The organism is Saccharothrix algeriensis, assembly GCF_016907655.1.
Taxonomy (GTDB): domain Bacteria; phylum Actinomycetota; class Actinomycetes; order Mycobacteriales; family Pseudonocardiaceae; genus Actinosynnema; species Actinosynnema algeriense.
Window position 1 is genome coordinate 6,384,264 of the sequence record NZ_JAFBCL010000001.1, and the last position, 22,110, is coordinate 6,406,373.

General features: G+C 75.2%; 21 protein-coding genes. 16 read left to right on the forward strand and 5 right to left on the reverse strand.

Translation table 11 applies throughout. The features are described 5' to 3' along the window. Positions 1-12 precede the first annotated feature (12 nt). Positions 13-1,551: an FAD/NAD(P)-binding protein gene (locus JOE68_RS28725; RefSeq protein WP_204845499.1), complete on the reverse strand. Its 1,539-nt coding sequence runs from the start codon at positions 1,549-1,551 to the stop codon at positions 13-15. Positions 1,552-2,087: 536 nt separating this feature from the next. Here JOE68_RS28725 and JOE68_RS28730 point away from each other — a divergent pair. From JOE68_RS28730 to JOE68_RS28770, 9 genes are all read left to right on the forward strand, one after another. Further along, positions 2,088-3,566 carry an aldehyde dehydrogenase gene (locus JOE68_RS28730; RefSeq protein ID WP_307819957.1) on the forward strand — a complete coding sequence of 493 codons (1,479 nt, stop codon included), beginning with the start codon at positions 2,088-2,090 and terminating at the stop codon, positions 3,564-3,566. Positions 3,567-3,598: 32 nt separating this feature from the next. After that, complete coding sequence (locus tag JOE68_RS28735; RefSeq protein ID WP_204845501.1) at positions 3,599-4,219, forward strand: 2-keto-4-pentenoate hydratase; 621 nt, start codon at positions 3,599-3,601, stop codon at positions 4,217-4,219. Further along, positions 4,216-5,010, forward strand: a complete 795-nt coding sequence (locus JOE68_RS28740; RefSeq protein WP_239562386.1) for a 2-keto-4-pentenoate hydratase — start codon at positions 4,216-4,218, stop codon at positions 5,008-5,010. The genes JOE68_RS28735 and JOE68_RS28740 overlap by 4 nt, the downstream gene beginning before the upstream one ends. Before the next feature lie 3 nt (positions 5,011-5,013). After that, the gene (gene thmT / locus JOE68_RS28745) at positions 5,014-5,271 is read left to right on the forward strand and encodes a 2-hydroxymuconate tautomerase (protein ID WP_204845502.1); all 258 of its coding nucleotides are present in this window, start codon (positions 5,014-5,016) and stop codon (positions 5,269-5,271) included. A 10-nt stretch (positions 5,272-5,281) separates the two neighbouring features. Further along, a complete protein-coding gene (locus JOE68_RS28750; RefSeq protein ID WP_204845503.1) occupies positions 5,282-6,268 on the forward strand; it encodes a VOC family protein in 987 nt (328 codons plus the stop codon). Between the two features lie 380 nt (positions 6,269-6,648). Next, positions 6,649-7,608 carry a siderophore ABC transporter substrate-binding protein gene (locus JOE68_RS28755; protein ID WP_204845504.1) on the forward strand — a complete coding sequence of 320 codons (960 nt, stop codon included), beginning with the start codon at positions 6,649-6,651 and terminating at the stop codon, positions 7,606-7,608. Then, positions 7,605-8,597 (forward strand): ABC transporter permease, encoded by a 993-nt coding sequence (locus tag JOE68_RS28760; protein ID WP_204845505.1) that lies wholly within the window; start codon positions 7,605-7,607, stop codon positions 8,595-8,597. Before JOE68_RS28755 ends, JOE68_RS28760 begins: the two co-directional genes overlap by 4 nt. Further along, complete coding sequence (locus JOE68_RS28765) at positions 8,594-9,583, forward strand: iron chelate uptake ABC transporter family permease subunit (RefSeq protein ID WP_204845506.1); 990 nt, start codon at positions 8,594-8,596, stop codon at positions 9,581-9,583. The genes JOE68_RS28760 and JOE68_RS28765 overlap by 4 nt, the downstream gene beginning before the upstream one ends. After that, positions 9,580-10,338, forward strand: coding sequence for an iron ABC transporter ATP-binding protein (locus JOE68_RS28770; RefSeq protein WP_204845507.1), 759 nt, complete (start codon positions 9,580-9,582; stop codon positions 10,336-10,338). The genes JOE68_RS28765 and JOE68_RS28770 overlap by 4 nt, the downstream gene beginning before the upstream one ends. A 48-nt stretch (positions 10,339-10,386) precedes the next feature. Here the strand turns inward: JOE68_RS28770 and JOE68_RS28775 are convergent, their stop codons facing one another. Both JOE68_RS28775 and gabT read right to left on the reverse strand, forming a co-directional pair. Next, positions 10,387-10,719, reverse strand: a complete 333-nt coding sequence (locus JOE68_RS28775) for a DUF8129 domain-containing protein (protein ID WP_204845508.1) — start codon at positions 10,717-10,719, stop codon at positions 10,387-10,389. Positions 10,720-10,810: 91 nt separating this feature from the next. Then, positions 10,811-12,109 carry a 4-aminobutyrate--2-oxoglutarate transaminase gene (gabT, locus tag JOE68_RS28780; RefSeq protein ID WP_204845509.1) on the reverse strand — a complete coding sequence of 433 codons (1,299 nt, stop codon included), beginning with the start codon at positions 12,107-12,109 and terminating at the stop codon, positions 10,811-10,813. Between the two features lie 606 nt (positions 12,110-12,715). Between gabT and JOE68_RS28785 the strand changes: the two genes are divergently transcribed. After that, the gene (locus JOE68_RS28785) at positions 12,716-14,806 is read left to right on the forward strand and encodes a tetratricopeptide repeat protein (protein ID WP_204845510.1); all 2,091 of its coding nucleotides are present in this window, start codon (positions 12,716-12,718) and stop codon (positions 14,804-14,806) included. A 199-nt stretch (positions 14,807-15,005) separates the two neighbouring features. Further along, positions 15,006-16,397, forward strand: a complete 1,392-nt coding sequence (locus JOE68_RS28790) for a hypothetical protein (RefSeq protein WP_204845511.1) — start codon at positions 15,006-15,008, stop codon at positions 16,395-16,397. A 16-nt stretch (positions 16,398-16,413) separates the two neighbouring features. Here the strand turns inward: JOE68_RS28790 and wrbA are convergent, their stop codons facing one another. Then, on the reverse strand, positions 16,414-17,019 hold the full coding sequence (gene wrbA / locus JOE68_RS28795; protein WP_204845512.1) for an NAD(P)H:quinone oxidoreductase: 606 nt from the start codon (positions 17,017-17,019) through the stop codon (positions 16,414-16,416). A gap of 477 nt (positions 17,020-17,496) precedes the next feature. On the opposite strand from wrbA, the gene JOE68_RS28800 reads away from it, so the two are divergent. The 5 genes from JOE68_RS28800 to JOE68_RS28820 all read left to right on the forward strand — a co-directional run bounded on the left by JOE68_RS28800 (position 17,497) and on the right by JOE68_RS28820 (position 21,523). Then, complete coding sequence (locus JOE68_RS28800; protein ID WP_307819958.1) at positions 17,497-18,582, forward strand: sensor histidine kinase; 1,086 nt, start codon at positions 17,497-17,499, stop codon at positions 18,580-18,582. Then, on the forward strand, positions 18,575-19,660 hold the full coding sequence (locus JOE68_RS28805) for a hypothetical protein (RefSeq protein WP_204845514.1): 1,086 nt from the start codon (positions 18,575-18,577) through the stop codon (positions 19,658-19,660). The genes JOE68_RS28800 and JOE68_RS28805 overlap by 8 nt, the downstream gene beginning before the upstream one ends. After that, complete coding sequence (locus JOE68_RS28810; RefSeq protein WP_204845515.1) at positions 19,645-20,295, forward strand: response regulator transcription factor; 651 nt, start codon at positions 19,645-19,647, stop codon at positions 20,293-20,295. The genes JOE68_RS28805 and JOE68_RS28810 overlap by 16 nt, the downstream gene beginning before the upstream one ends. A 110-nt stretch (positions 20,296-20,405) precedes the next feature. Next, complete coding sequence (locus tag JOE68_RS28815) at positions 20,406-21,047, forward strand: hypothetical protein (RefSeq protein ID WP_204845516.1); 642 nt, start codon at positions 20,406-20,408, stop codon at positions 21,045-21,047. Continuing rightward, positions 21,044-21,523 carry an Rv1352/Rv1906c domain-containing protein gene (locus tag JOE68_RS28820; protein WP_204845517.1) on the forward strand — a complete coding sequence of 160 codons (480 nt, stop codon included), beginning with the start codon at positions 21,044-21,046 and terminating at the stop codon, positions 21,521-21,523. Before JOE68_RS28815 ends, JOE68_RS28820 begins: the two co-directional genes overlap by 4 nt. A gap of 22 nt (positions 21,524-21,545) precedes the next feature. On the opposite strand, the gene JOE68_RS28825 is transcribed toward JOE68_RS28820, so the two are convergent. Further along, positions 21,546-22,079 (reverse strand): M15 family metallopeptidase, encoded by a 534-nt coding sequence (locus tag JOE68_RS28825; RefSeq protein ID WP_307819959.1) that lies wholly within the window; start codon positions 22,077-22,079, stop codon positions 21,546-21,548. Positions 22,080-22,110 lie beyond the last annotated feature (31 nt).

Here is a 22,110-nt window from a genome sequence, read left to right on the forward strand (position 1 = left end):
TGTCGGGCGCGGTCATGCGGACTGAAGGGTCGTGCCGGCCGCGGTCAGCCCGTCGGCGGCGTCGAGCAGCAGCAGGTCGTCGACGATGTCGCGGGCGCGGTCGACCAGCGACGGCATCCCGAAGGTGAAGAACAGGGTGCCGCCGGCGAGGTCGCCCAGGGCGTGGTAGCGCGGGTCGGGCACGCCGTCGACGGTCAGCCGGCTGGTCGCCCGGTCGACGTGCACGCCGCCGCGCGGGTGCGGGCGGGCCAGCCCCGCCGCCACCAGCCCGTCCACCAGCGGGCGGGCCATCGCCGAGGTGGAGCGCACGGCGGGGTTGACGGCGTTGACCACGACGTCGACCTCGGTCCGGGTCCTGCCCGCGGTGAAGGCGAAACCCCCGCCGGGGCGCGGCACGACCCCCTCCAGCCCGGCGACGACGGACAGCCGGCCGGCGTCGACGAGGTCGACCAGGGTCCGCGCGGCGGCCGAGGTCATGGGGCAGCAGATGCTCATCAGCGCCCGGTAGTGGTGGCGCAGCAGCTCGGCCTTCTCGTCCTCGGCCAGGACCGTCCACACGTCGGGACCGGCGGCGGGGACCGCCTGCTGGAGGATGCGCAGCGCGCGGTCCGGCGAGTCCACGGCCGCCAGGTGCCGCCGCAGCCGCGCCGTCGGGTCCTCCACGCCCAGCGAGGCCAGCTCGGCGGTGATGACGGCCGGGTCCTCGCCGGCGGCGGTCAGCTCGTCGCGCATCGCGGTGACGAGCCGCCGCAGCGGGATCGTCTCGCCCCGCAGCGCGGCCTCGCGCAGCTCGTCGGGGCGGAAGTGGACGAGTTCGTGCTCGATCGCGCGCTGGCGCACCATCGGCAGGATCCCGCTGCGCGACAACAGGTGCACCCGCCCGCGGTGGCCGCGTTCGGCCAGCGCGAGCACGACGTCCACGCCGGTCAGGCCGCTGCCCAGCACCGCGACGTCCTGGTCCGGGCCCACCTGCTCCAGGGTGCGGGTCAGCGGGTACGGGTCGGCGACGTGACCGGGCGAACCGGACAGCCCGTAGTCGTCGGGCGGGGTGCCGCGCCCGGTGCACAGCACCACCTGGTCGACCGGGAACTCGTTGCGCTCCTTGGTCCTGATCGTGATCCCATCATCGGAGGGGAGGGCCGAGACGGCCTGCTCCCGGATCACCCGCACCAGCCAGCCGTTCTCGGCCAGCCGCGCCAGCGCCGCCCGCGCCGAGTCCTCCAGGTACTCGCCGTAGCGTCCACGTGGGATGAACCTGATGCCGCATAAGGGATCGGTGTGGTCGTCCACGCCGGGAACCCGCGGGTAGCGCAGGTCCAGCCAACGCGTGAAGTGCTCTTTGTCACCACTTCGGATGGTCATGCCTTCGGGCGCGATGTTGACCCGAACCGCCTCGACGTCCCTTTGGTACGGCCTGCCGCGCCACAGGTGCGGCGACGGGTCGAACACCGTCACCGAACCGCCGCGCTCGTCGGAGCGGGCGAGTGCGTCGAGCAGGCACACGGTCGAGGCGCCGCCGCCGATGATGCCTAGCCGAGTGTCGCTGCGCATGGCGTCCAGCTCACCTGTGTCCCTCCTGGTCGATTCGCGCGCCTGCCCCCAGACGCGGATCGGGCAGCACAAAATCCGGGCGCGCGTGAGCGCGCCGCCGTTTCGGCGAAAAGAATAGGATTCCCCCCAAGGAACCAATGCGGGCCGGCGAATCCCCCTCGCCGTTCTCCCGTGGTCGGCCGGCAGCTTTACCAGAACGACCCGGCTTCGACGCTACACGGCGGTGTCACCCCGGTCAACCGAGTCGGCGGGCGGTCCACCAGGTGTGTCCTGAAGCACTTGCTTGACCCGCGCCGGTCCCGTGTGGAAGATGGGTCGAGGTTACTGGTCACGCATTCCGGGCACCGCGCTGGGCCTTTTGGTCCACACCGTCGCCTGGTCCGGCGCTTCCCTTCCAGTTTCCCCTCGTCGACCACCGCACCCCGTCCGGGGTGATCTTTTCGCGCGCTTCGAAAAGGTCCGCCGGAGATTTTCGGTTGTCCATAGGATTCCTTGATGACTTTGTCCGCTGAGCGGACCCGGGTTGGGGGATGAACGTGCCTGAGTCACCAGACGCGCAGGCGGGCTCCGCGCCGCGCGCCGTGCACCACCTGATCAACGGCGTCGCCGTCGAGGGGCGCGCCACCTTCGAGACCCGCGACCCGCACGACAACCGCCTGCTGGCCACGGTCGCGCGGGGCACCGAGGACGACGCGCGCGCCGCCATCGGCGCGGCCAGGACGGCGTTCGACGAGGGCCCCTGGCCCGCGATGACGCCCCGCGAGCGGCGCGCGGTGCTGCACGCGGTGGCCGACGCGGTCGAGGCCAACGCCGAGGAGCTGGCCGACCTGGAGACGCGCGACGCGGGCAAGGCCATCCGGGTCACCCGGCACGCCGACATCCCGCGCGTGGCCCACAACCTGCGGTTCTTCGCCGACTACGCCGCCGCGGCGGGCGACCACGCCTACCCCGACGGGCCGCTGCTGTCCTACACGCTGCACCCGCCGGCCGGGGTGGTCAGCGCGATCAGCCCGTGGAACGCCCCGCTGATGCTGGCCAGCTGGAAGATCGCGCCCGCCCTGGCCTTCGGCAACACCGTGGTGCTCAAACCGGCGCCGCAGACGCCGCTGACCGCCGCCCGGTTCGGCGAGCTGGCGCTGGCGGCCGGGCTGCCCGAGGGCGTGCTCAACATCGTCCACGGGTACGGCGGCGACGAGGTCGCCGGGCCGCTGACCAGCGACCCCCGGGTCGACCGGATCACCTTCACCGGGTCGAGCGCCACCGGCGCGAAGATCATGGCCGCCGCCGCGGCGAACCTGACGCCGGTGTCGGCCGAGCTGGGCGGCAAGTCGGCGAACCTGGTGTTCGACGACGCCGACCTGGACGTCGCCGTGCCGGAGTCGATCAAGGCGGCGTTCGCGGGCAACGGCCAGGTGTGCTTCGCGGGCACCCGCCTGTTCGTCCAGCGGGGTATCCACGACGAATTCCTCGCCCGGTTCGCCGAGGCGGCGGCGAAGATGGTCGTCGGAGACCCGAAGGATCCTGCGACCGACATGGGGCCGCTCATCGAGCAGCGGCACCTGGAGAAGGTCCACGGCTACGTGGACTTGGCCCGCGCCGAAGGCGGCACAATAGTCGCGGGTGGTTCACAATTGACCGCCGGCGGGCTCGCCGGGGGTTTCTACTACACCCCGACGATCATCACCGGGCTGACCAATGAATGCCGGACCGCGCAGGAGGAGATCTTCGGCCCGGTGGAAGCGGTGATGCCGTTCGACACCGAGGAGGAAGCCATTCGCCTGGCGAACTCCTCGCGTTACGGCCTGTCGGGCATTCTTTTCACGAGCAATCTCGACCGGGCCCACCGGCTGGCCGCGCGGTGGCGCGCCGGAACCGTGTGGGTGAACACCTACTTCGACCGCGACCTGCGGTTGCCGTTCGGTGGTGAGGGCAGCAGCGGCGTCGGCCGGGAGGGCGGCGAGTACTCGCGGGAGTTCTTCACCGAGCCCCGCGCGGTCATGCTCCGCATCCGCTGACCCCGCCCCTCCCGTCCACAGGAAGGACCGCCATGACCACGACCGGGACCACCCGGGACGCCCGGGCGACCGCCCCGCCGGGAGCGGCGACGTGCGGCCACGTCGTCACCGCGGCCTCGCGGGCGCACCGCCGCGAGCTGGGCGTCGACGAACCCACGACCGACCTGCTGCTCACCGCGCAGCTGCACCTCGGCCGGACGCCGGTCGCCGCGGCGTCGAAGCTCCACTCGGGCCTGCTGTTCGCGCTCGGCCGCGCGCTGGACGAGGACGCGACGGTCTTCGACGCGGCGCGCGCGGTGGAGCACGTGGCGCCCGCCGTGGAGGTCGTCGGCGAGGACGGCGCGCGCGCGGTGGCGCCGGGGACCGCGCCGGCCCGCCTCGACGCGGTGGACCTGCGCCTGGCCGGCTGCCTGGTGCACCGCAACGGCGAGATCGCCGAGACCGGCGCGGGCGGCGTGCTGCTCGGCTCGCCGCTGGAGGCCCTGGTGTGGCTGGCCCGCACCGGCGCCCGGCCGCGGGCCGGGCAGCTCGTCCTGGTCTCCTCGATGACCCGCGCCGTGCCCGTCGGGCCGGGCGACACCGCCGTGGTGTCCGTCGCCGGCCTGGGCGTGGCCACCGCCCGCCTGGTGCCCGCAGCGGAGGAGGTCCGATGACCGGAGAGATCCGCCCCGGCGACGTCGGCCGCGCCGCGCAGGTGCTGCTCGACGCCGAAGCCTCGCGCACCTCGCGCGGGCCGATCACCGCGCAGTGGCCGGACCTGGACCTGGCCACCGCCTACACCGTGCAGTTCGAGGCGCTGCGCCGCCGCCTGGACCGCGGCGAGCGGCTCATCGGCGTCAAGCTCGGCCTCACCTCGCGGGCCAAGCAGCGCCGCATGGGCATCGACTTCCCGTCGCTGGCCTGGCTCACCGACGCCATGGTGCTGCCGGCCGGCGCGCCGCTGCCGCGCGAGCGCCTCATCCACCCGCGCGCCGAACCGGAGATCGTGTTCGTGATGGGCGACCGGCTGGCCGGTCCGGGCGTGACGTCGGCGACCGCGCTGCGCGCGGTCGCGACCGTCCACGGTGGACTGGAGATCATCGACAGCCGGTACCGCGACTTCAAGTTCACGATGGCCGACGCGGTGGCGGACAACAGCTCGTCGGGGCTGTTCTCGCTCGGGCCGGTCGGCCGCACGCCCGACGGGCTCGACCTGGCGCACGAAGCCTGCCTGCTGGAGGTCGACGGGCAGGTCGAGGACGCCGCGGCCGGCGCCGCCGTCCAGGGCCACCCCGCCGAGGCCCTGGCGCTGGCGGCCAACCTGCTGGGCGAGCGCGGCCTCGCCGTCGAGCCCGGCTGGGTGGTGCTCACCGGCGGCATGACCGACGCCGTCCACGTGACACCCGGCGCCCGCGTCGCCGCGCACTTCACCACCCTCGGAACCGTGACCGTCGCAGGAGGTTGAGCCGTGCCGTTCATCGACGTGTCGCTGGGCGCCGGGCGCACGCCCGAGCAGGTGCGGGCGCTCATCCACGAGTTGACCGAGGCCGCGCACCGCGCGGTCGGGGCCCCGAAGGCCAACATCCGCGTCGTCATCCGCGAGATCGCACCCGAGCACTGGGCGGCGGGCGACGTGACCATCGCCGAGCGGAACGCCGCCGCGGCTGCCGCCACCGAGCACGCCGAGCAGCCCCAGCACACCGAGCAGCCCCAGCACACCGAGTAGGAGAGGCTCCATGTCCGAATTGGACGACGAATTCCGCCGCCACGAGGTCGCACACCTTGCCCGCGTGGAGCTGCACACCCCCGACCCCGACGGGACGCTGTGGTTCTTCAAGGACCTGCTCGGCATGTACGAGACGCACCGCGAGGGGCAGTCGGTGTACCTGCGCGGCTACGAGGACCCCTACCAGTGGAGCCTCAAGGTCACCGAGGCCGCCCAGCCGCGCATGGACCACTTCGCCATGCGCACGTCCTCGCCCGCCGCGCTGGAGCGGCGCGTGAAGGCCATCCGCGACGGCAACGTCGAGGGCACGTGGACCGAGGGCGACTACGGCTACGGCAAGACCTTCCAGTTCGACACCCCCGACGGCCACCGCATGAACCTGCTGTGGGAGGTGGAGAAGTACCAGGCGCCGCCGGAGCTGAAGAGCAAGATCCTGACCCGGCCGTCCAAGAAGCCGTTGCGGGGCCTGCCGGTCAAGCGCATCGACCACCTCAACCTGCTGGCCAGCGACGTCACGCCGGTGAAGAACTCCTTCGAGCGGTACCTGGGGATGCAGACCCGGGAGCGCGTGGTGGACGGCGAGGTCGAGATCGGCGCGTGGCTGAGCAGCAACATCCTCGGCCACGAGCTGGCGATCATGCACGACGCGCGCGGCGCGCGCGGGCGCCTGCACCACGTGGCGTTCTACTACGGGATCCAGCAGCACACCGTCGACGCGGCCGAGATGTTCCGCGACTACGACATCACCATCGAGGCGGGGCCGGACCGGCACGGCCTGACCCAGGGCTCGTTCCTGTACGTGTTCGAGCCCGGCGGCAACCGGATCGAGCTGTTCGGCGACCCCGGCATCCTGGAGCTGGAGCCGGACTTCGAGATGAAGACGTGGACCATGGCCGACATCGACACGGCCACGGCCATCGGCGGCACCAACCTGCCGCGGGAGACCTACTTCACCTACGGCACGCCGCCCGTCGACGACGCGGGGGAGACCGCCTGACGCCGAGGGGCGCCGCCGGCCGGGGCAGCCCGGCCGGCGGTCCGGCCCCGGTCGGCGGCGGTGGCGCGCCCGATCGGCCGGACGCAGCCGCCCTGCACACAGTCGCAGCGCTGTGACCAGCGGTTTCGCACGTGATATTGAGCACCCCGGACGTTGTTGAACCGTCCACACCGATAACTTAGCCTTTCCTAAGTTTCGGCCGTTCGGGGGCTTGGACAGCTCCTTTTGCGCGGGCTTCGCCCAGCAGTCGGCGCCGGCCGGGACACCACTTCGGACCCAGCGTCGAGGAGAGTGCACCAGTGGCGCCCCTGCCGTACCCCCGCGCGCGTCGCGGACCGCGGCCGGGGTCCCCTCGCGCGACCCCACTGCAAGGAGCTCCCATGCGCCACCGCGCGACCGGCCGCGGGCTGACCGCGGCCCTGGCCGCCCTCGCCCTGCTCGTGCTCTCCGCCTGCGGGAGCGGGTCGGCCGACACGCCCGCCGCGCCCGCGTCGTCCGGACCGGTCACGGTCGCGCACGCGCAGGGCACGGCCACCATCGGCGCCACCCCGCAGAAGGTGGTGGTGTTCGACATCGGCGCCCTGGTCACGCTCGACGACCTCGGCGTGCCGGTGGTGGGCGTGCCGAAGCTGGAGGGGCTGCCCGAGCGGTTGGCCGAGTACGCGGGCGAGAAGTACACCAAGGTCGGCACGCTGTTCGAGCCCGACTACGAGAAGGTCAACGAGCTGGCCCCGGACCTGATCATCGTCGGCGGCCGGTCGGCGGCGGCCTACCCGGAGCTGTCCAAGATCGCCACGACCGTCGACGTGTCGGTGGACAACGCGAAGTTCCTGGCGAGCTTCCGCGAGCGGGTCGAGGCCGTCGGCGCGATCTTCGGCAAGCAGGACCAGGTGCGCGAACGGCTGGACGCGCTGACCGCGAAGGTCTCCGAGGTGGCCGGCCGCAACCCGGCCCAGGGCAAGCGCGGCCTGGTCGTGCTCACCACCGGCGGCAAGATCAGCGCCTACGGGCCCGGCTCGCGCTTCGGCATCGTCCACGACCCGCTGGGCGTGACGCCCGCCGCCGAGGGGCTGGGCACCGACACCCACGGCAACGCCGTCTCGGCGGAGTTCATCGCCCAGACCAACCCGGACGTCCTCTACGTCGTCGACCGCGACTCGGCCATCGGCGACAACGGCCAGGCCGCCCGCCAGGTGCTGGACAACGCGCTGGTCAACGGTACCAACGCCGCCCGCAACAACCGCGTGGTCTACCTCTCGCCGTTCGAGTGGTACATCGCGCCGACCGGGTTGAGCTCGGTCGAGTCGATGGTCGCGGCGATCGGCGACAGCCTGTCGTGAGCCCCACGACCGGACGGCGGCGGGAGGTCCGCGGGCGCCACGTGGCGCTCGCGGGCGCCCTGCTGGTCCCCGCCGCGTTCGCCTCGCTGTTCGTCGGGGTGGGCGAGCTGAGCCCGCTGGGCCTGCTGCGCGCCGACTCCGGCGCGGCGCTGCTGTTCCTGGAGTCGCGCCTGCCGCGGCTGCTGGCGATCCTGCTGGCCGGGACGGCGATGAGCGTGGCGGGCCTGGTGATGATGCACATCACCCGCAACCGCTTCGTCTCGCCGTCCACGGCGGGGACCACCGAGTCGGCCGTGTTCGGCGTCTTCGTCGCCACGGCCTTCCTCGGCGCGGAGTCGGTGCTGGTCAAGATGGCCGTGGCGCTGGGCTTCGCGCTGCTGGGCACGCTGTTCTTCCTGTGGGTGCTGCGCAGGCTCACCTTCGCCGACGTGATGGTGGTGCCCCTGGTCGGCATCATGCTCGGCGGCGTGATCTCGGCGGCCACCACGTTCTTCGCCTACCGCGCCGACCTGCTGCAGTCGCTGTCGGCGTGGATGAACGGCGACTTCTCCTCGGTGCTGCGCGGGCGCTACGAGCTGCTGTGGGTGGCGGCGGCGGTGACGGTGGCCTGCTACCTCTACGCCGACCGGTTCACCGTGGCCGGGGTGGGCCGCGACTTCGCCGTCAACCTCGGCGTGCACTACGACCGGGTGGTCAACCTGGGGCTGCTGCTGGTCTCGGCGACCACGGCCGCGGTCGTCGTGACGGTGGGCAACATCCCGTTCATCGGGCTGGTCGTCCCGAACCTGGTCACCATGCTGCTGGGGGACAACCTGCGCCGGGTCCTGCCGGTCACCGCCCTGGCCGGCGCGGCGTTCGTGCTGGCCTGCGACGTCATCGGCCGGGTGGTCCGCCACCCCTACGAGATCCCGGTGGAGACCGTCGCCGGCGTGGTGGGCAGCGTCCTGTTCGTCCTGCTGGTGCTGCGCGCCCGGAACGGCGCCCGGTGAGCGCGGCCGGCTCGGCGGAGGTCTTCGCCCGCGCGCGCCGCCGCGAGCACCGCGTCCTGGCGCTGCTCGCGCTGGCCGCCGCGGTGGCCGTGGCCGCCTTCTGCCTGGTCGCCCTGCGCGGCAACTGGGAGTACGCGCTGGGCATCCGGGTGCGCAAGGTCGCCGCGATGGTCGTGGTCGGCTGCGCCGTGGCGGTGTCGAGCGTGCTGTTCCAGACGGTCACCAACAACCGCGTGCTCACCCCGGGCATCATGGGGTTCGACTCGCTGTTCGTGCTGGTGCAGACGCTGGTCGTGTTCGCCTTCGGCGCGCTGGCGCTCAGCTCGGCCGACCCGCGCCTGCTGTTCGCCGGGCAGGTCGTGGTGATGGTCGTCTTCGCGGGCGCCCTGTACCGGTGGCTGTTCGACCGGCGCAGCCGCGACCTCTACGTGCTGGTGCTGGTCGGCGTCATCTGCGGCACGCTGTTCTCCAGCCTGTCGTCGCTGGCCGCGCGGCTGATCAACCCCAACGACTTCGTGGTGCTGCAGGACAGCCTGTTCGCGAGCTTCACCAGCGTCGACCGCCGCCTGCTGGCGGTCTCGGCGGTGCTGGTGGCGGTGGTCTCGCTGTGGGCGGGCCGGCTGTTCCGGCGGCTCGACGTGCTGGCCCTGGGCCGGGAGCACGCGCTGAACCTGGGCGTCGACCACCGCTCGGTGGTCAACCAGGCGCTGGTCGCGGTCGCCGTGCTGGTGTCGGTGGCCACCGCGCTGGTCGGGCCGATCACGTTCCTCGGGTTGCTGGTGGCCAACCTGGCGCGCCAGCTCTCGGGCGTCGCCCGGCACCGGGTCGTGGTGCCGGCCTCGGCGCTGCTGTCGGTGGTGGCGCTGGTGGGCGGGCAGCTGGTGCTGGAGCGGGTGTTCGGGCTCGACACCGCGCTGAGCGTGATCATCAACTTCGTGGGCGGCGTCTACTTCATCGCCCTGCTCATCCGGGAGGCCAAGCGGTGATCGAGGTCCGCAACGTCACCAAGTCCTACGGCGCGACCAAGGTCCTCGACGACGTGTCGCTGACCATCGCGCCCGGCGGCGTCACCTCGATCATCGGGGCCAACGGCGCGGGCAAGTCCACCCTGCTGTCGATCATCGGCCGGCTGCTGCCCGCCGACTCGGGCCGGGTCACCGTCGACGGCCTGGACGTGGCCGCCACCCCCGGCGCCGTGCTCGCCAAGCGCCTGGCGGTGCTGCGCCAGGACAACCACACCGGGGTCCGGCTCAGCGTGCGGGAGCTGGTGGCCTTCGGCCGGTTCCCGCACTCGCGCGGCCGGCTGACCGCGGCCGACCTGGCGGCCGTGGACGAGGCCATCGCCTACTTCGAGCTGGAGGAGTTCGCCGACCGGCAGCTCGACCAGCTCTCCGGCGGCCAGCGCCAGCGCGCGCACGTGGCCGCGGTGCTCTGCCAGGACACCGACTACGTGCTGCTCGACGAGCCGCTGAACAACCTGGACATGCGGCACAGCGTGCAGATGATGCGCCGCCTGCGGCGGATGGCCCGCGACTTCGCCAAGACCGTCGTGCTGGTCGTGCACGACATCAACTTCGCGTCCTGCCACTCCGACCGGGTGATCGCCATGCGCGACGGCGCGGTCCTGGCGCAGGGGCCCACCGCGGAGCTGATGACCCCCGAGCTGCTGGGCGCGGTGTTCGACCTGGACATCGCCGTCCACGACATCGGCGGCAACCGGATCGGCGTCTACTACACCTGACCGGCCCCCGCGCCGGGCGGCGCCCGGCCGCCCGGCGGGGGAGCGGCGTCAGGGGCGGCCGCGGGCCGGCGTCTGGCCGGCCACGCCGTGCCGCAGCGGGGTGTTCGGGTCGGGGGAGTGCGCGGGCGACACCTCGGGCGCGCCGGGGTCCGCGGACCGCGCCTGCGCCGCCCGCTGGTCGCCGCCGGACGGCTCGGCCCCGTCGCGGACCTCGGCCAACCGGGTCTCGAGCAGCTGGACGACCGCCACGCGGTCGGCGTGCGCGCGCTCGTGGTCGAGCACCTGCCGCAGCTCGTCCTCGGACAGCGCCCGGATGCGGTGGTGCAGGTCGCCCAGCTCCAGGTGGTCGTAGTCGCCGATGGGGAAGGCTTCGTCGCTCATACCGGTCGACTACCCGGGCCGGTGACCGGGAAACGCGGTCCGCCGGGCGTCGCCGCCACCCGATCGGGCCCCGCCACCCCCCGCGCGGGGGTCAGTCGGAGCGGATGGCGCGGACCAGGGCGTCCAGGCCCTCGTCGAGGACGTCGGCGGGGATGACCAGCGGCGGGACCAGGCGGATCACGTTGCCGTGGGTGCCGCAGGTGAGCACGATCACGCCCGCCTCGTGGCAGCGCGCCGCGACGCGGCGGGCGAGGTCGGGGTCCGGCGCGTCACCGGGGCCGACGAACTCCAGGCCGATCATCGCGCCGCGCCCCCGGACCTCGGCGAGCCCGGGGTGCTCGGCGACCAGCGGGCCGAGGCGCCCGGTGACCGCGTCGCCGATCCGGCGGGCGGCGGCGGCCAGGTCGTCCGCGCGCATCACGTCGATGGTGGCCAGGGCGGCGGCGCAGGACAGCGGGTTGCCGCCGAAGGTGCCGCCGAGCCCGCCGGGGTGCACCGCGTCCATCAGGTCGGCGCGGCCGGTGACCCCGGCCAGCGGGAGCCCGCCCGCGATGCCCTTGGCCGTGGCGACCAGGTCCGGCGTGACGCCCTCGTGGTCGCAGGCGAACCAGGAGCCGGTCCGGCAGAACCCGGTCTGGACCTCGTCGGCGACCAGCGCGATGCCGTGGGCGCGGCACCAGTCGGCGATCGCCGGGAGGAAGCCGGGCGCGGGCACGATGTAGCCGCCCTCGCCCTGGATCGGCTCGACCAGCACGGCGGCCAGGTTGTCCGCGCCGACCTGGCTCTCCAGGTGGGTGATCGCCCGCCGGGCAGCCCCGGCCCCGGTCAGGCCCGCCGGGTCGCGCAGGGGGTAGGACGCGGGTGCGCGGTAGACCTCCCCGGCGAACGGCCCGAACCCCTGCTTGTAGGGCATGTTCCGGGCGGTGAGCGCGAGGGTGAGGTTGGTGCGGCCGTGGTAGGCGTGGTCGAACACCGCCACGGCGGACCGGCCGGTGGCGTGCCGGGCGACCTTGACGGCGTTCTCGACGGCCTCCGCGCCGGAGTTGAACAGCGCGGAGCGCTTCTCGTGCGTCCCCGGCGTCAGGTCGTTGAGCTGCTCGCACACCGCGACGTAGCCCTCGTAGGGGTTGACCGTGAAGCAGGCGTGGGTGAACTCGGCGGCCTGCCGGCGGACCGCGGCCACGACGGCGGGCGCGGCGTTGCCGACGCTGGTCACGCCGATGCCGGAGCCGAGGTCGATCAGCCGCGCCCCGTCCTGGTCGCGCAGGACGCCGGGCTCGGCGCGGGTGGCGAAGTGCGCGGGCAGCAGGCTGCTGACGCCGGCGGCCACCGCGGCGGCGCGGCGGGCCGCGAGCGCGGCGCCGGTCGTGGAGCGGGTCGTCGCGGTCATGCCCGGGGCCCTCCCGCCGGGCCGGGGTCGGCGCCGCGGTCCGGCGGTCGCGGCGGGTCGCGGTGCGGGTTCCGGCCGCGGGCGCCGGTGCTCGGGCCGGGCGCGGCCCTCCGGCGCGTGTCGGGGGAAGCCCAGCGGCAGGGGAGCGGGGGGCCCGCGGTCGACGGCATGGACGCAGTGTCCACCCGCGGCGCCGAACCCCACCATCCGGTCCGCCGACCGGGGGCGGCACCGGGGCGGCACCGCGTCCGGCCGCCCGCGCCCGCGTGATCCACGCCGCACCCGGCGCCGGGGTCCCGGCTCGCAGCGGCGGGGACCCCGGCGCGCGCCGCGCCGGACGCGCCGGACGCAGCCACGGCGGACACCGCCGGCTCGTCGGACACCGCCGGCTCGTCGGACACCGCCGGCTCGTCGGACACCGCCGGCTCGTCGGACACCGCCGGCCCGCCGGACACCGCCGGCCCGCCGGACACCGTCGACCTGCCCTCCGCCGCCGGTCGCCGCGGGGCCGGGTCCCCCTCGCTGCGGTGTCTGCGCGCCGGGAGTTCTGGTTCCATTGACCTGGCACGGGCCGAGGACCGGCCGGCGTCCGGGGGGAGGGGGCGCATGGAGAACTCCGCCAACGCCGAGGCGGTCGCGGCGCTGGTCCAGGCGGGCGCCGTCCACGGCGGCGTCAACGTCCACACCGGCTCCCCGCCCGCCCCGATCCCGCACAACCTCCCGCCCGCCGTGCGCCGCTTCGCCGGGCGCGCCGCCGAGCTGGACCGCCTGTCCGCGCTCGCGGCGGCCGGGTCGGGCAGCCGCGTCTGCGTGCTCGACGGCCCGCCCGGGATCGGCAAGACCTCGCTGGCGGTGCGGTGGGGGCGCGTGGCCCGCGAGCTGTTCCCGCACGGCCAGGTCTACGTCGACCTGCGCGGGTTCGACCCGGCCCGCGCCGCGGTCGGCCCGGAAGCCGCGGCCCGCCTGATCCTGGGCGCGCTGCACGTGCCGCTGACCGCCATCCCGCCCGACCCGGACGACCAGCTGGCGCTGCTGCGCAGCATGCTGGACGAGCGGCGGCTGCTGCTGGTCATCGACAACGTGCGCGACAGCAGGCAGGTCCTGCCGCTGATCCCCGGCTCGGGCAGCTGCTTCACCGTCGTGACCGCGCGGCACCGGCTCGACGGCCTGGCCGTGCACCACGACGCCGAGCGCATCCCGCTCGGACCGCTCAGCGCGCAGGACTCGGTGCAGCTGCTGGCCCAGCGGCTGGGCACCCACCGGGTCGAAGCGGAGCACGAGGCCGTGGCCCGCGTCGTGGCGGCCTGCGGCGGTCACCCCATGGCGCTGAGCGTGGTCGCCGCGCGGGCCGCCGACGACGCGACGAACTCGCTGAACACCATCGTCCGGTCGCTGGAGAACCGCGGCGACGCCCTGGACACCCTGCGGCTGCCCGACGCGGCCGACCTGCGCGCGGTGTTCGCGCTGTCCTACGACAACCTGGCGCCGGCGATCGCCGAGGGGTTCCGGACGCTGGCGCTGCACCCGGGCCCCCGGTTCGACGCTTGGGCCGCCGCCGCCATGATCGGCTGCGACCTGTTCCAGGCCCGCGAGACGATCCACGAGCTGTCGCGCTGCCACCTGCTGGAGCGCACCTCGTCGGGGCACCACGCCTTCCACGCGCTGACCCACGCCTACGGCCTGGAGACCGCGCGGCGCGACCCGCCGGAGCGTCGCGGGTCGGTCCTGGTCTCGCTGCTCAACCACCAGCTGCACGCCGCCCACCGGGCCGACCGGCTCATCAACGACCACCGGCGGCAGGTGCCGCTGCGACCGTGCCTGCGACCGGAGCTGCTGCCGGTGCTGGCCAACCGCGCCGACGCCCTGGTCTGGTTCGACGCCGAGTACGACAACGTCCTGTCCGCGATCGCCCTGGCCAAGGAGGAGGGGCTGCACGACTACACCTGGCAGCTGGCGTGGACGACCTCCAACTTCGCCTACCTGACCGCGCGCTGGCAGGACTGGGTCGACACCCACTCCGACGGCCTGGCGGCGGTCCGGCGCCTGGGCGACCGCGAGGTGGAGGTCCGGCTCCGGCAGCAGCTGGCCCGCGCGCACCGGGAGGGCGGCGACTACCGGCGGTCCATCGAGGAGTACCTGGGCGCGCTGGACAGCCTGGAGGAGCTCGGCGACCTGCCGGGCCAGGCGAACGCGCTCAACGGCCTGGCCGCGGTGCAGCTGCGCGCCGGCTCGCCCCGAGCCGCGTTCGACGCCGCGTCCAGGGCGCTGGAGCTCTACGAGGGCCTGGACGACGACGACGGCACCGCGAGCACGTACCTGTTCCTGGGGCAGACCTGCCTGGCGTTGAGCGAACCGGAGGAGGCGCGGCGGCACTACCGGCTCGCCGAGGACCTCTACGCCGGGTCCGGCAACCTCTACGGCCTGGCGCACGTCGCGGACGCGACGGCCGAGCTGGAGACGGCGGCCGGCCGACCCGACCTCGCGCGGGCGCACCTGCGGCAGGCGGTGAAGCTGCACCACAGGTTCGGCAACCTCAGCTACGCGGCCAAGGCGTGCCGGAGGTTGCGCGCCCTGCTGGCCGACGAGGACCCGGCCCACCCCCTGGTCGAACTGCTGTCCGCGGCGATCGTGGAGCTGGAGCACAACCGGGCGACGTCCGCGGCCCCGCTGGTCGAGGCGATCACCGGGCCGGGGTGAGGGGCGCCCGCGGGGCGCGTGGTCGACCTGTCATCCGGGCACCCCGGGGTTCCCGAAAGTGCCCCGTCCGCCGCGACCGGGCCGCGCGGTCGGTCCGCGGTCGCATGATGGCGGGAGACCGAGCCGAGGGGGTGCCATGTCTTTGCCGGCCAGGATTCGCAGGTGGGCGCGCGCCGGTGGCGGACCTGCCGGCACGCGCGTGGGCGACGTGCTCGTGGTGTCCACTTCGGACGGTGGCACGCCGCAGGCGCGCGCGCTGGCGGCCGCGCTGCCCGCGGACCCCGACCACGACGTGGTCGTGGCGGACCTGCCGCCGGGGGCCGGGGCCGACGCCTGGGAGGCGGTCGCGGCGGCGCTCGGCCGGGGCCGCCGCCCGGTGCGCCTCGTGCCCGGCCGCCACCCCCGCGAGCTGGCCCCGGACGCGGGGCGGTGGCTCGCGGAGCGGCTCGGGCGGGCCGTGGTCGCGCCCCGCGGGCCGGTGCACCAGGGCGCGGCCGGCGCGCTGTTCGCGCACGCCGGCGCGGGCAGCGGCTGGGTGCGCTCCGCCCCCGGCCGGGAGCCGGTGTGGGAGGCCAAGCGCTTCCCGCGCCCCGCTTGGGAGTCCGCCGCCTTCACCGAGGTGCGCCGGTTCGGCGCGGTGGTGGCCGAGCCGCTGCCCGCCGGGGTGTGGCTGCGGCCCGCGGGCGACGACGACCTGTTCGCGGCGGCGCGGGTCGGGCTGACCAGGGCGGTGCCCTGCCGCCCGCACGTGCCGGTGGTGGTGCTGGGCTGCCCGGGCGCCCCCGACCTCGACCCGGCCGACGTGGCGGCGTTCCGGCGGTCGCTGTCGGCCCCGGAGCGGGCCGCGGTCTGGTTCGCCCCGTTCGGCGGGGTGGCCCGGCCGGGCGGCGACGAGGTCGGGCAGGTGCTCGCGGACCACCTCGACGCGGAGGTGCGCTGCCTGGCCGGCGTCCCGGTCGGTTCGCCGGACCGGCCCGACGTGCGCGCGGTCCGCCCGGACGGCTCGCTGGGCTGGAGCCCCTTCGCGCAGGCTTTCGCCCACCTGCCGCGCCGGGGCGCCGAACCGCCGCCGCCGAGGCTGTGCGCCCACCGGCCGCCGGTCGCGGGGCTGCCCGAGGTCTCGCCCGGCGTCCACTGGTGCGCGCCGGACACCGTGGTGGAGGTCGTCCGGGCGGGGCTGTGGGTGCGGCCGGCCGAGGTCGCGGGCGCGGCGGCCCGCACCGCGCCACTGGACCCGATGCGCAACCTCGTGCTGTACGAGGCGGGCGACCCCGCGCACGTCGAACGCCTGCGCGCCGCCGCCGGAACCCTGCTGGACCGCCTCGACGGCGCCACCGTCCTGGTGAGCGCGCTGCTGCCCACGACCGCGCTGCCGCTCACGACCGGCGCGCCCGCTGCCGGACCACCCGCCGCCGCGGCGGAACGCGGCGACGCCGGTTCCCGGGAAGGCGGCCAGGAGGGCGTGCAGTCGGTGGAGACCGCGGTGCTCCCGGTCCCCGCCGCGTCACCGGCCCCGGGCGCCGACGGCCGCACCTACTCGCCCGAGGAGGTCTCCGCCGCCATCCGCGACCGGTTGGGGCCGGGCCGCTGAGCGCGCCCGGCCCGGGTCAGCCCTTGAGCTTCCCGGCGATCCGGACGACGCGCTCGGCCATGTGGTCCAGGGCGGCGAGCTGGGCCTCGCCCAGCGGTGCGCTGTTGTCACCGCCGGTGACGTGGGAGACGCCGTAGGGGTTGCCGTCGGCGAACTTGAGCGGGTCGGTGTAGCCGGGCGCGACGACGATGCCGCCGAAGTGGTGGATGGTGTTGTACAGCGCCAGCAGCGTCGACTCCTGGCCGCCGTGGGCGGTCATCGAGGCGGTGAAGCCGGCGTAGACCTTGTCGGCGAGCAGGCCCTGCGACCACTGTGGACCGAGCGTGTCGATGAACTGCTTGAGCTGGCTGGAGATGTTGCCGTACCGGGTGGGGGAGCCGAGCAGCACGGCGTCGGCCCAGACGATGTCGTCCGCGGTGGCCTTGGGCTCGTCCTTGGTGCGGTCGAAGTGCTGGCTCCAGGCGGCGTTGGCGGCGATGGCCTCCTGCGGCGCCAGTTCGGCGACCTGGCGCAGCCGCACCTCGGCCCCGGCCCGGCCCCCGGCCTCGGCCAGCCGCTGCGCCATCGCGTGGACGGTGCCGGTGGACGAGTAGTAGATGACTGCCAGCTTGGCGTTGGGCATCGTGGTGCTCCTCGGGTGATCCGCTGCTCAGGCGTGTCGCGCACCCGGTGAGGGCCGTCGCGCGCGGTGCCGTCGTGTCTGCCCCGGCTGGCTCGCACTCTACGTAGCCGGGGCACCGGCCGCACGTCGGGCGGACGGCGCCCGGCGGTGCGACCCGGGGGCGCGGCGCCGGCGCCCGGCGGGGTCGTGCCGGCCGGCGCGCACGGCCCGGTCCGCCGGGCGTCCGGCGGCGCCCGGGGGGCCCGGCCCGCGCCGGTCGTCCCGCCCGGATCGGCCGGGGCGGACCGACCGGACCGGACGTCGCGGGGGCGTCGCGCCGGAGGTGGGCGTGCGACTGGTCACCGCCCCGGCGGCGCCCGCGGGGGAACCGGGGCGCGCCCCGCCGGGCCGTTGTTATGGTTCCGGGATGCTTGTCGCGCCCGCCTGCCGCAGCGGAACCTGACGACGCCCATGCCGTCGGGTTCCCCGGGTGGTCGGGTGGAGGCGGAGTTCCGGCGCGCCACCCGCCGTGCCGCCGCGCCGGTGCGCGGCGTCGGCCTGCTGCTCATCAGCGCGTTCGGCGTCCTGGGGGTGCCCGACGAGGCGCTGCCGACCGGCCTCGCGCTGCTCGGGCTGATGCTCGTCGGGGCCGCGGTGGACGGCTGGACGGGGCTCTCGGGCCGCTTCGCGCCGCTCGCGCTGGTGTTCGCCGTGCTGCGGGCGGTGGCGGTGTGCTCGGTGCAGCAGATCGGACCGCTGGACCAGTGGGCGCTCAACGTCGTCACCATGACGGCCATCACGGTGCAGTGGGAGTGGCCGCCGCGGGTGGCGGTGCCCGTCACGGCCGTGCTGCTGGCCGTCGAGGTCGCCGCGGTCGACCCCGGCGCGGCGGGCGCGGTCGTGGCGCGGGTGGTGCTGGAGTGCTCGCTGGCCCGGCTGGCGTTCGTGCTGATGCGCACCGCGAGCAGGCGGGTCGACGTGCTGCGGGACCGCCGGGCGGCGCTGGAGCGGACCGAGGCGCTGGCCCTGGAGCGCCACCGGCGCGAGCGCGAGTACCTGGCGCTGCTGCACGACACGGCCTCGGCGACGTTCCTGCTGGTGGCGGTGCACGGCCGGGAGACCGACCCCGCGCAGGTGGCCTGCTACGCGCAGCGCGACCTGACCGTCCTGACCGGGGCGGTGGGCGGGCCCACGGCGCACGACAGCGACGTGGACCTGACGGCCTCGCTGCTCGCCGTGGTCCGGCGCAGCCCGCTGGAGGTGCGGACGCGGTGGCACGACGTCCCGCTGGTGCCCGCGTCGGTGGCGCTGGCGCTGGTGCGGGCGCTGCGCGAGGCGCTGACCAACGTCGAGCGGCACGCCGGCGTGGGCGAGGCGGAGCTGAGCGCCCGCGGCACGGGGCGCGGCGTCCTCGTCGTGCTCGACGACGCCGGGCGCGGCTTCGACCCCGGGGAGGTGCCGAGCCTGCGCCGGGGCATCCGCGGTTCGGTCGTGGAGCGGCTGGCCGCGGTCGGCGGGCGGGCCCTGGTCACCTCGTCGCCCGGCGCGGGGACGTCGGTGCGGATGGTGTGGCCCGATGGGTGAGCGGCGGGCGGCGGGCACGGCCGACCACGTGGGCAGCACGATGCGGATCGCGCTGCTGGGCGTGGCCGCCGCCGTGCAGCCCGTCCTGAGCCTGCCCACGGTGCTGGCGCAGGACCGCCCGGTGGTCTGGGCCGCGTACCTCGCGCTGACGCTGGTCACCGCGGTCTGCGGGGTGTGGGTGGTGCGCCGCCGGCCGGTGCCGCCCGCGGTGGCCGCCGGGGGCGCGGTCGTCGCGCTGGCCGCGTCCTGGGCCGCGACCTCCGCCGTGCCGCCGGAGGGCCTGTTCGGCCCGCCGCACTGGTCGTTCGGCCTGGTGGGCTGGCACCTGCTGCTGCTCCTGCTCGACCGCGTCCCCGTGCTGCTGACCGCGTTCGCGGTGAACCTCGCGGTCGAGGTGACCTGGTTCGCGCTGCGGGGCGCGCCGAGCCGCGCGGAGATCGGCGCGGCGGGCGTGGTCGTGCTGGGCAACACCATCTTCCAGCTCGCGGTCGTGGTGCTCACCCGCGTGCTGCGGCGCAGCGCCCGCCAGGCCACGGAGGTGGCCGCCGAGCACGACCGGGTGGCGACCAGGGTGGCGCTGGCCGAGCAGTGGGAGCAGGACCAGCGGACCGGTTTCGCCGGGCAGCTGGGGGTGACGCTGCCGCTGCTGGCGGAGCTGGCCGACGGCGTGGCGGACCCCCGCGAGGACGCCACGCGGGAGCGGTGCGCGCTCGCGACCACCCAGCTGCGCCGGCTGTTCGCCGAGAACGACGACGTGCCCGACCCGCTGGTGCACGAGATCGGCGCGTGCGTCGACGTGGCCGAGCGCCGGGGCGTCGCGGTGGCGCTGGCCGTCAGCGGGACCGCCGTGGAGCTGACCGCCGACGTGCGCCGCGAGCTGACCGGGCCGGTGGTCGCGGCGCTGTCGGCCGCCCGCAGCCGGGCCCGGGTGAGCGTGCTGCGCACCGAGCGGGAGGTGCGGGTCGCCGTCGTCGCCGACGCCGAACCCGCCCTGATCCCGGCGTCACCGCTGGTGGAGGTCGAGTGCGGCGCCTACGGCCGGCACGTGCGGATGGAGGCCAGGTGGAGGAGCAGCTGAGCGCGGTGGTGGTGGACGACCACCCGGCGGTGCGGGCCGGCGTGGTGCACTGGCTGTCGTCGGGGACGCCGCCGATCCGGGTGGTCGCGGCCGACCACGACGTGCGCGCCGCCTGGGTCGGCGAGGGCGCGGAGGCCGACGTGGTCATCCTCGACCTGCACCTGGGCGGGCCGACCCCGGCGCTGGGCGACCTGCGCCGGCTCGCGCAGGCCGGTCGGCGCGTCGTCGTGTACTCGATGCGCGAGGACGACGGGATCGCGCTGCAGTGCCTGGAGCTGGGCGCGCTGTGCTACCTGACCAAGGCCGAGGGCGCCGACCACCTGCTGCAGGCCACCCGGGCCGCGGCGGCGGGCCGCGCCTACACCCCGCCGTCGCTGGCGGGCGCGCTGGCCGGCGACCGCTCCGCCCACCGCCCGGCGCTGTCGGCGCGGGAGACGGAGGTGCTGGTCGAGTGGTTCCAGTCGGAGTCCAAGGAGTTCGTGGCCCAGCGCCTGGGCATCTCGCCCAACACGGTCAACTCCCACCTGGAGCGGATCCGGATCAAGTACGCGATGAGCGGTCGGGAGGCCCCGACCAAGGCCGCCCTGGTGGCGCGCGCCATCCAGGACGGCCTGATCGACCTGGACGACCTGTGAGCGTGGTGTGAACGACCCACACCACGGGCCGGTCGACGCGCATACCGTGCGCCTGAGCCGCGCGCTGGTCCGCGGCTTCGTTCGCGAGTCGATACCGAGGAGCCCGGTCCATGCGCAACACAGGTGCACTGCTCGCCGCCGTCGGGGTGATCGCCCTGGGTGTGTCCGCCTGCGGCGGTGACACCGGGGGGTCGGCCGTGCCGGCGCCCGCGACCTCGGCGGCCGACCCGGCGGAGACCTCCGCGGCCCCGTCCTCGACCTCCGCGTCCGCGCCCGCGAGCGCGGCCGCCCCCGCCGACGGCGACGTCACCGCGCCCGGCTCGGAGCTGAAGGTCGGCGAGCGCGCGGTGGTGCCGTTCGAGTACGGCACGGACAAGAAGGGCACGATCGCGATCACCGTCACCGCCATCGAGCAGGGCGACAACGCCGACCTGGCCTCGTTCGGCGAGAAGGCGAAGGGCATCACGCCCTTCTACATCCGGGTCGCCGTGGAGAACGTCGGCGGCACCGACCTGTCCCACAGCTCGGTGAGCCTGCGGGCGATCGGCGCGGACGGCAAGTCGACGGGCGTGATCATCAGCGGCAAGACCCCGCAGTGCGAGTCGAGCACCGCGAAGAAGGACTTCACCACCGCGGGCGCGAAGTACGAGACCTGCGTCCTGCAGGGCGCGCGCGAGGGCTCCGAGGTCGCGGGGGCGACCTTCGACAAGGGCGACGACTACCTCAAGTCGCCGATCACCTGGAAGCGGTGAGGGTGGTCCACCAGGGTGCGCCGGGCCCGGCCCCGGCGGGACGCCCGCGGGCCCGCCTCTGGTGGGTCGCGCCCGTCGTGGTCGCCGCGGCGGGCGGCGGGTTCGCCCTCGGGCGGCTCAGCGCGCCGGACGGCGCGGTGGCGGTCCGGACGGAGGTGACCACCACGACGGTCACGGCCGAGGCGGCGGCCCCGGCCTCGGCCCCGACCTCGGCGTGGCCGTCCGCGCCGGCCACGGCGGCGATCGGTTCCGGCGTCCACGTGGTCGGCCGGGACGTCCAGCCCGGCCAGTACCGCACCGAGGGCCCGCGGACCCCCGGCGCCATCTGCTACTGGGCCCGGCTGGAGGGGACCACCGGCGACTACACCGAGATCATCGCCAACGGCGGTGCCGGCGAGCCCACCACGGTCACCATCCAGGAGGGCGATGTGGGCTTCAAGACGACGGGGTGCGCGGACTGGGTGAAGGTCGGCTGACCGGGCGCCCGCCGGGCCCCGCTCACCCGGACGCGTCGGCGCGCTGCGGCGGGCACTCGCCACCGGGGCTGGTCAGGAGTTCGAAGTGCCACATCTCGTTGGCGTAGACCTGGCACAGGCCGTGCTCCGCGCCGTTGCGGGAGAGCCAGTCCGCGGCGTCGGTCGGGCCGATGTCGACGGCCTCGCCCACCACGTGCCGCGAGGTCTCCGGCGTGCTGACGAACCGGCGCGCCTCGCCGAGGCTGCCGTACCTGGACACGGCTTCGTCGAGCAGGCGCCGCTGGTACTCCTCGCTCCGCCAGCCCGAGGTCACCCGCAGCTCGATGCCGGCCGACCGGGCGTCCTCCGCCGCCGCCAGCACCGCCGCCCGCAGCGCGGGGTCGAGCTTGCGGATCGCGGCGTGGCGGCTGTCGTGGGGGGAGATGCTGCTGTTGTCGGGGATGCTGCCGTCCTCGACGGCGCCGGCCGGGGCGCCGCCGGCCGGGGCGCCGCCCGCCGAGCGCTCGGGGGCGCAGGCGGTCAGCGCCGCGACGAGCACCCCGGCGACCGCCGTCACGGCCCTGCGTCCCTCGTTCCGGCGCGGGCGT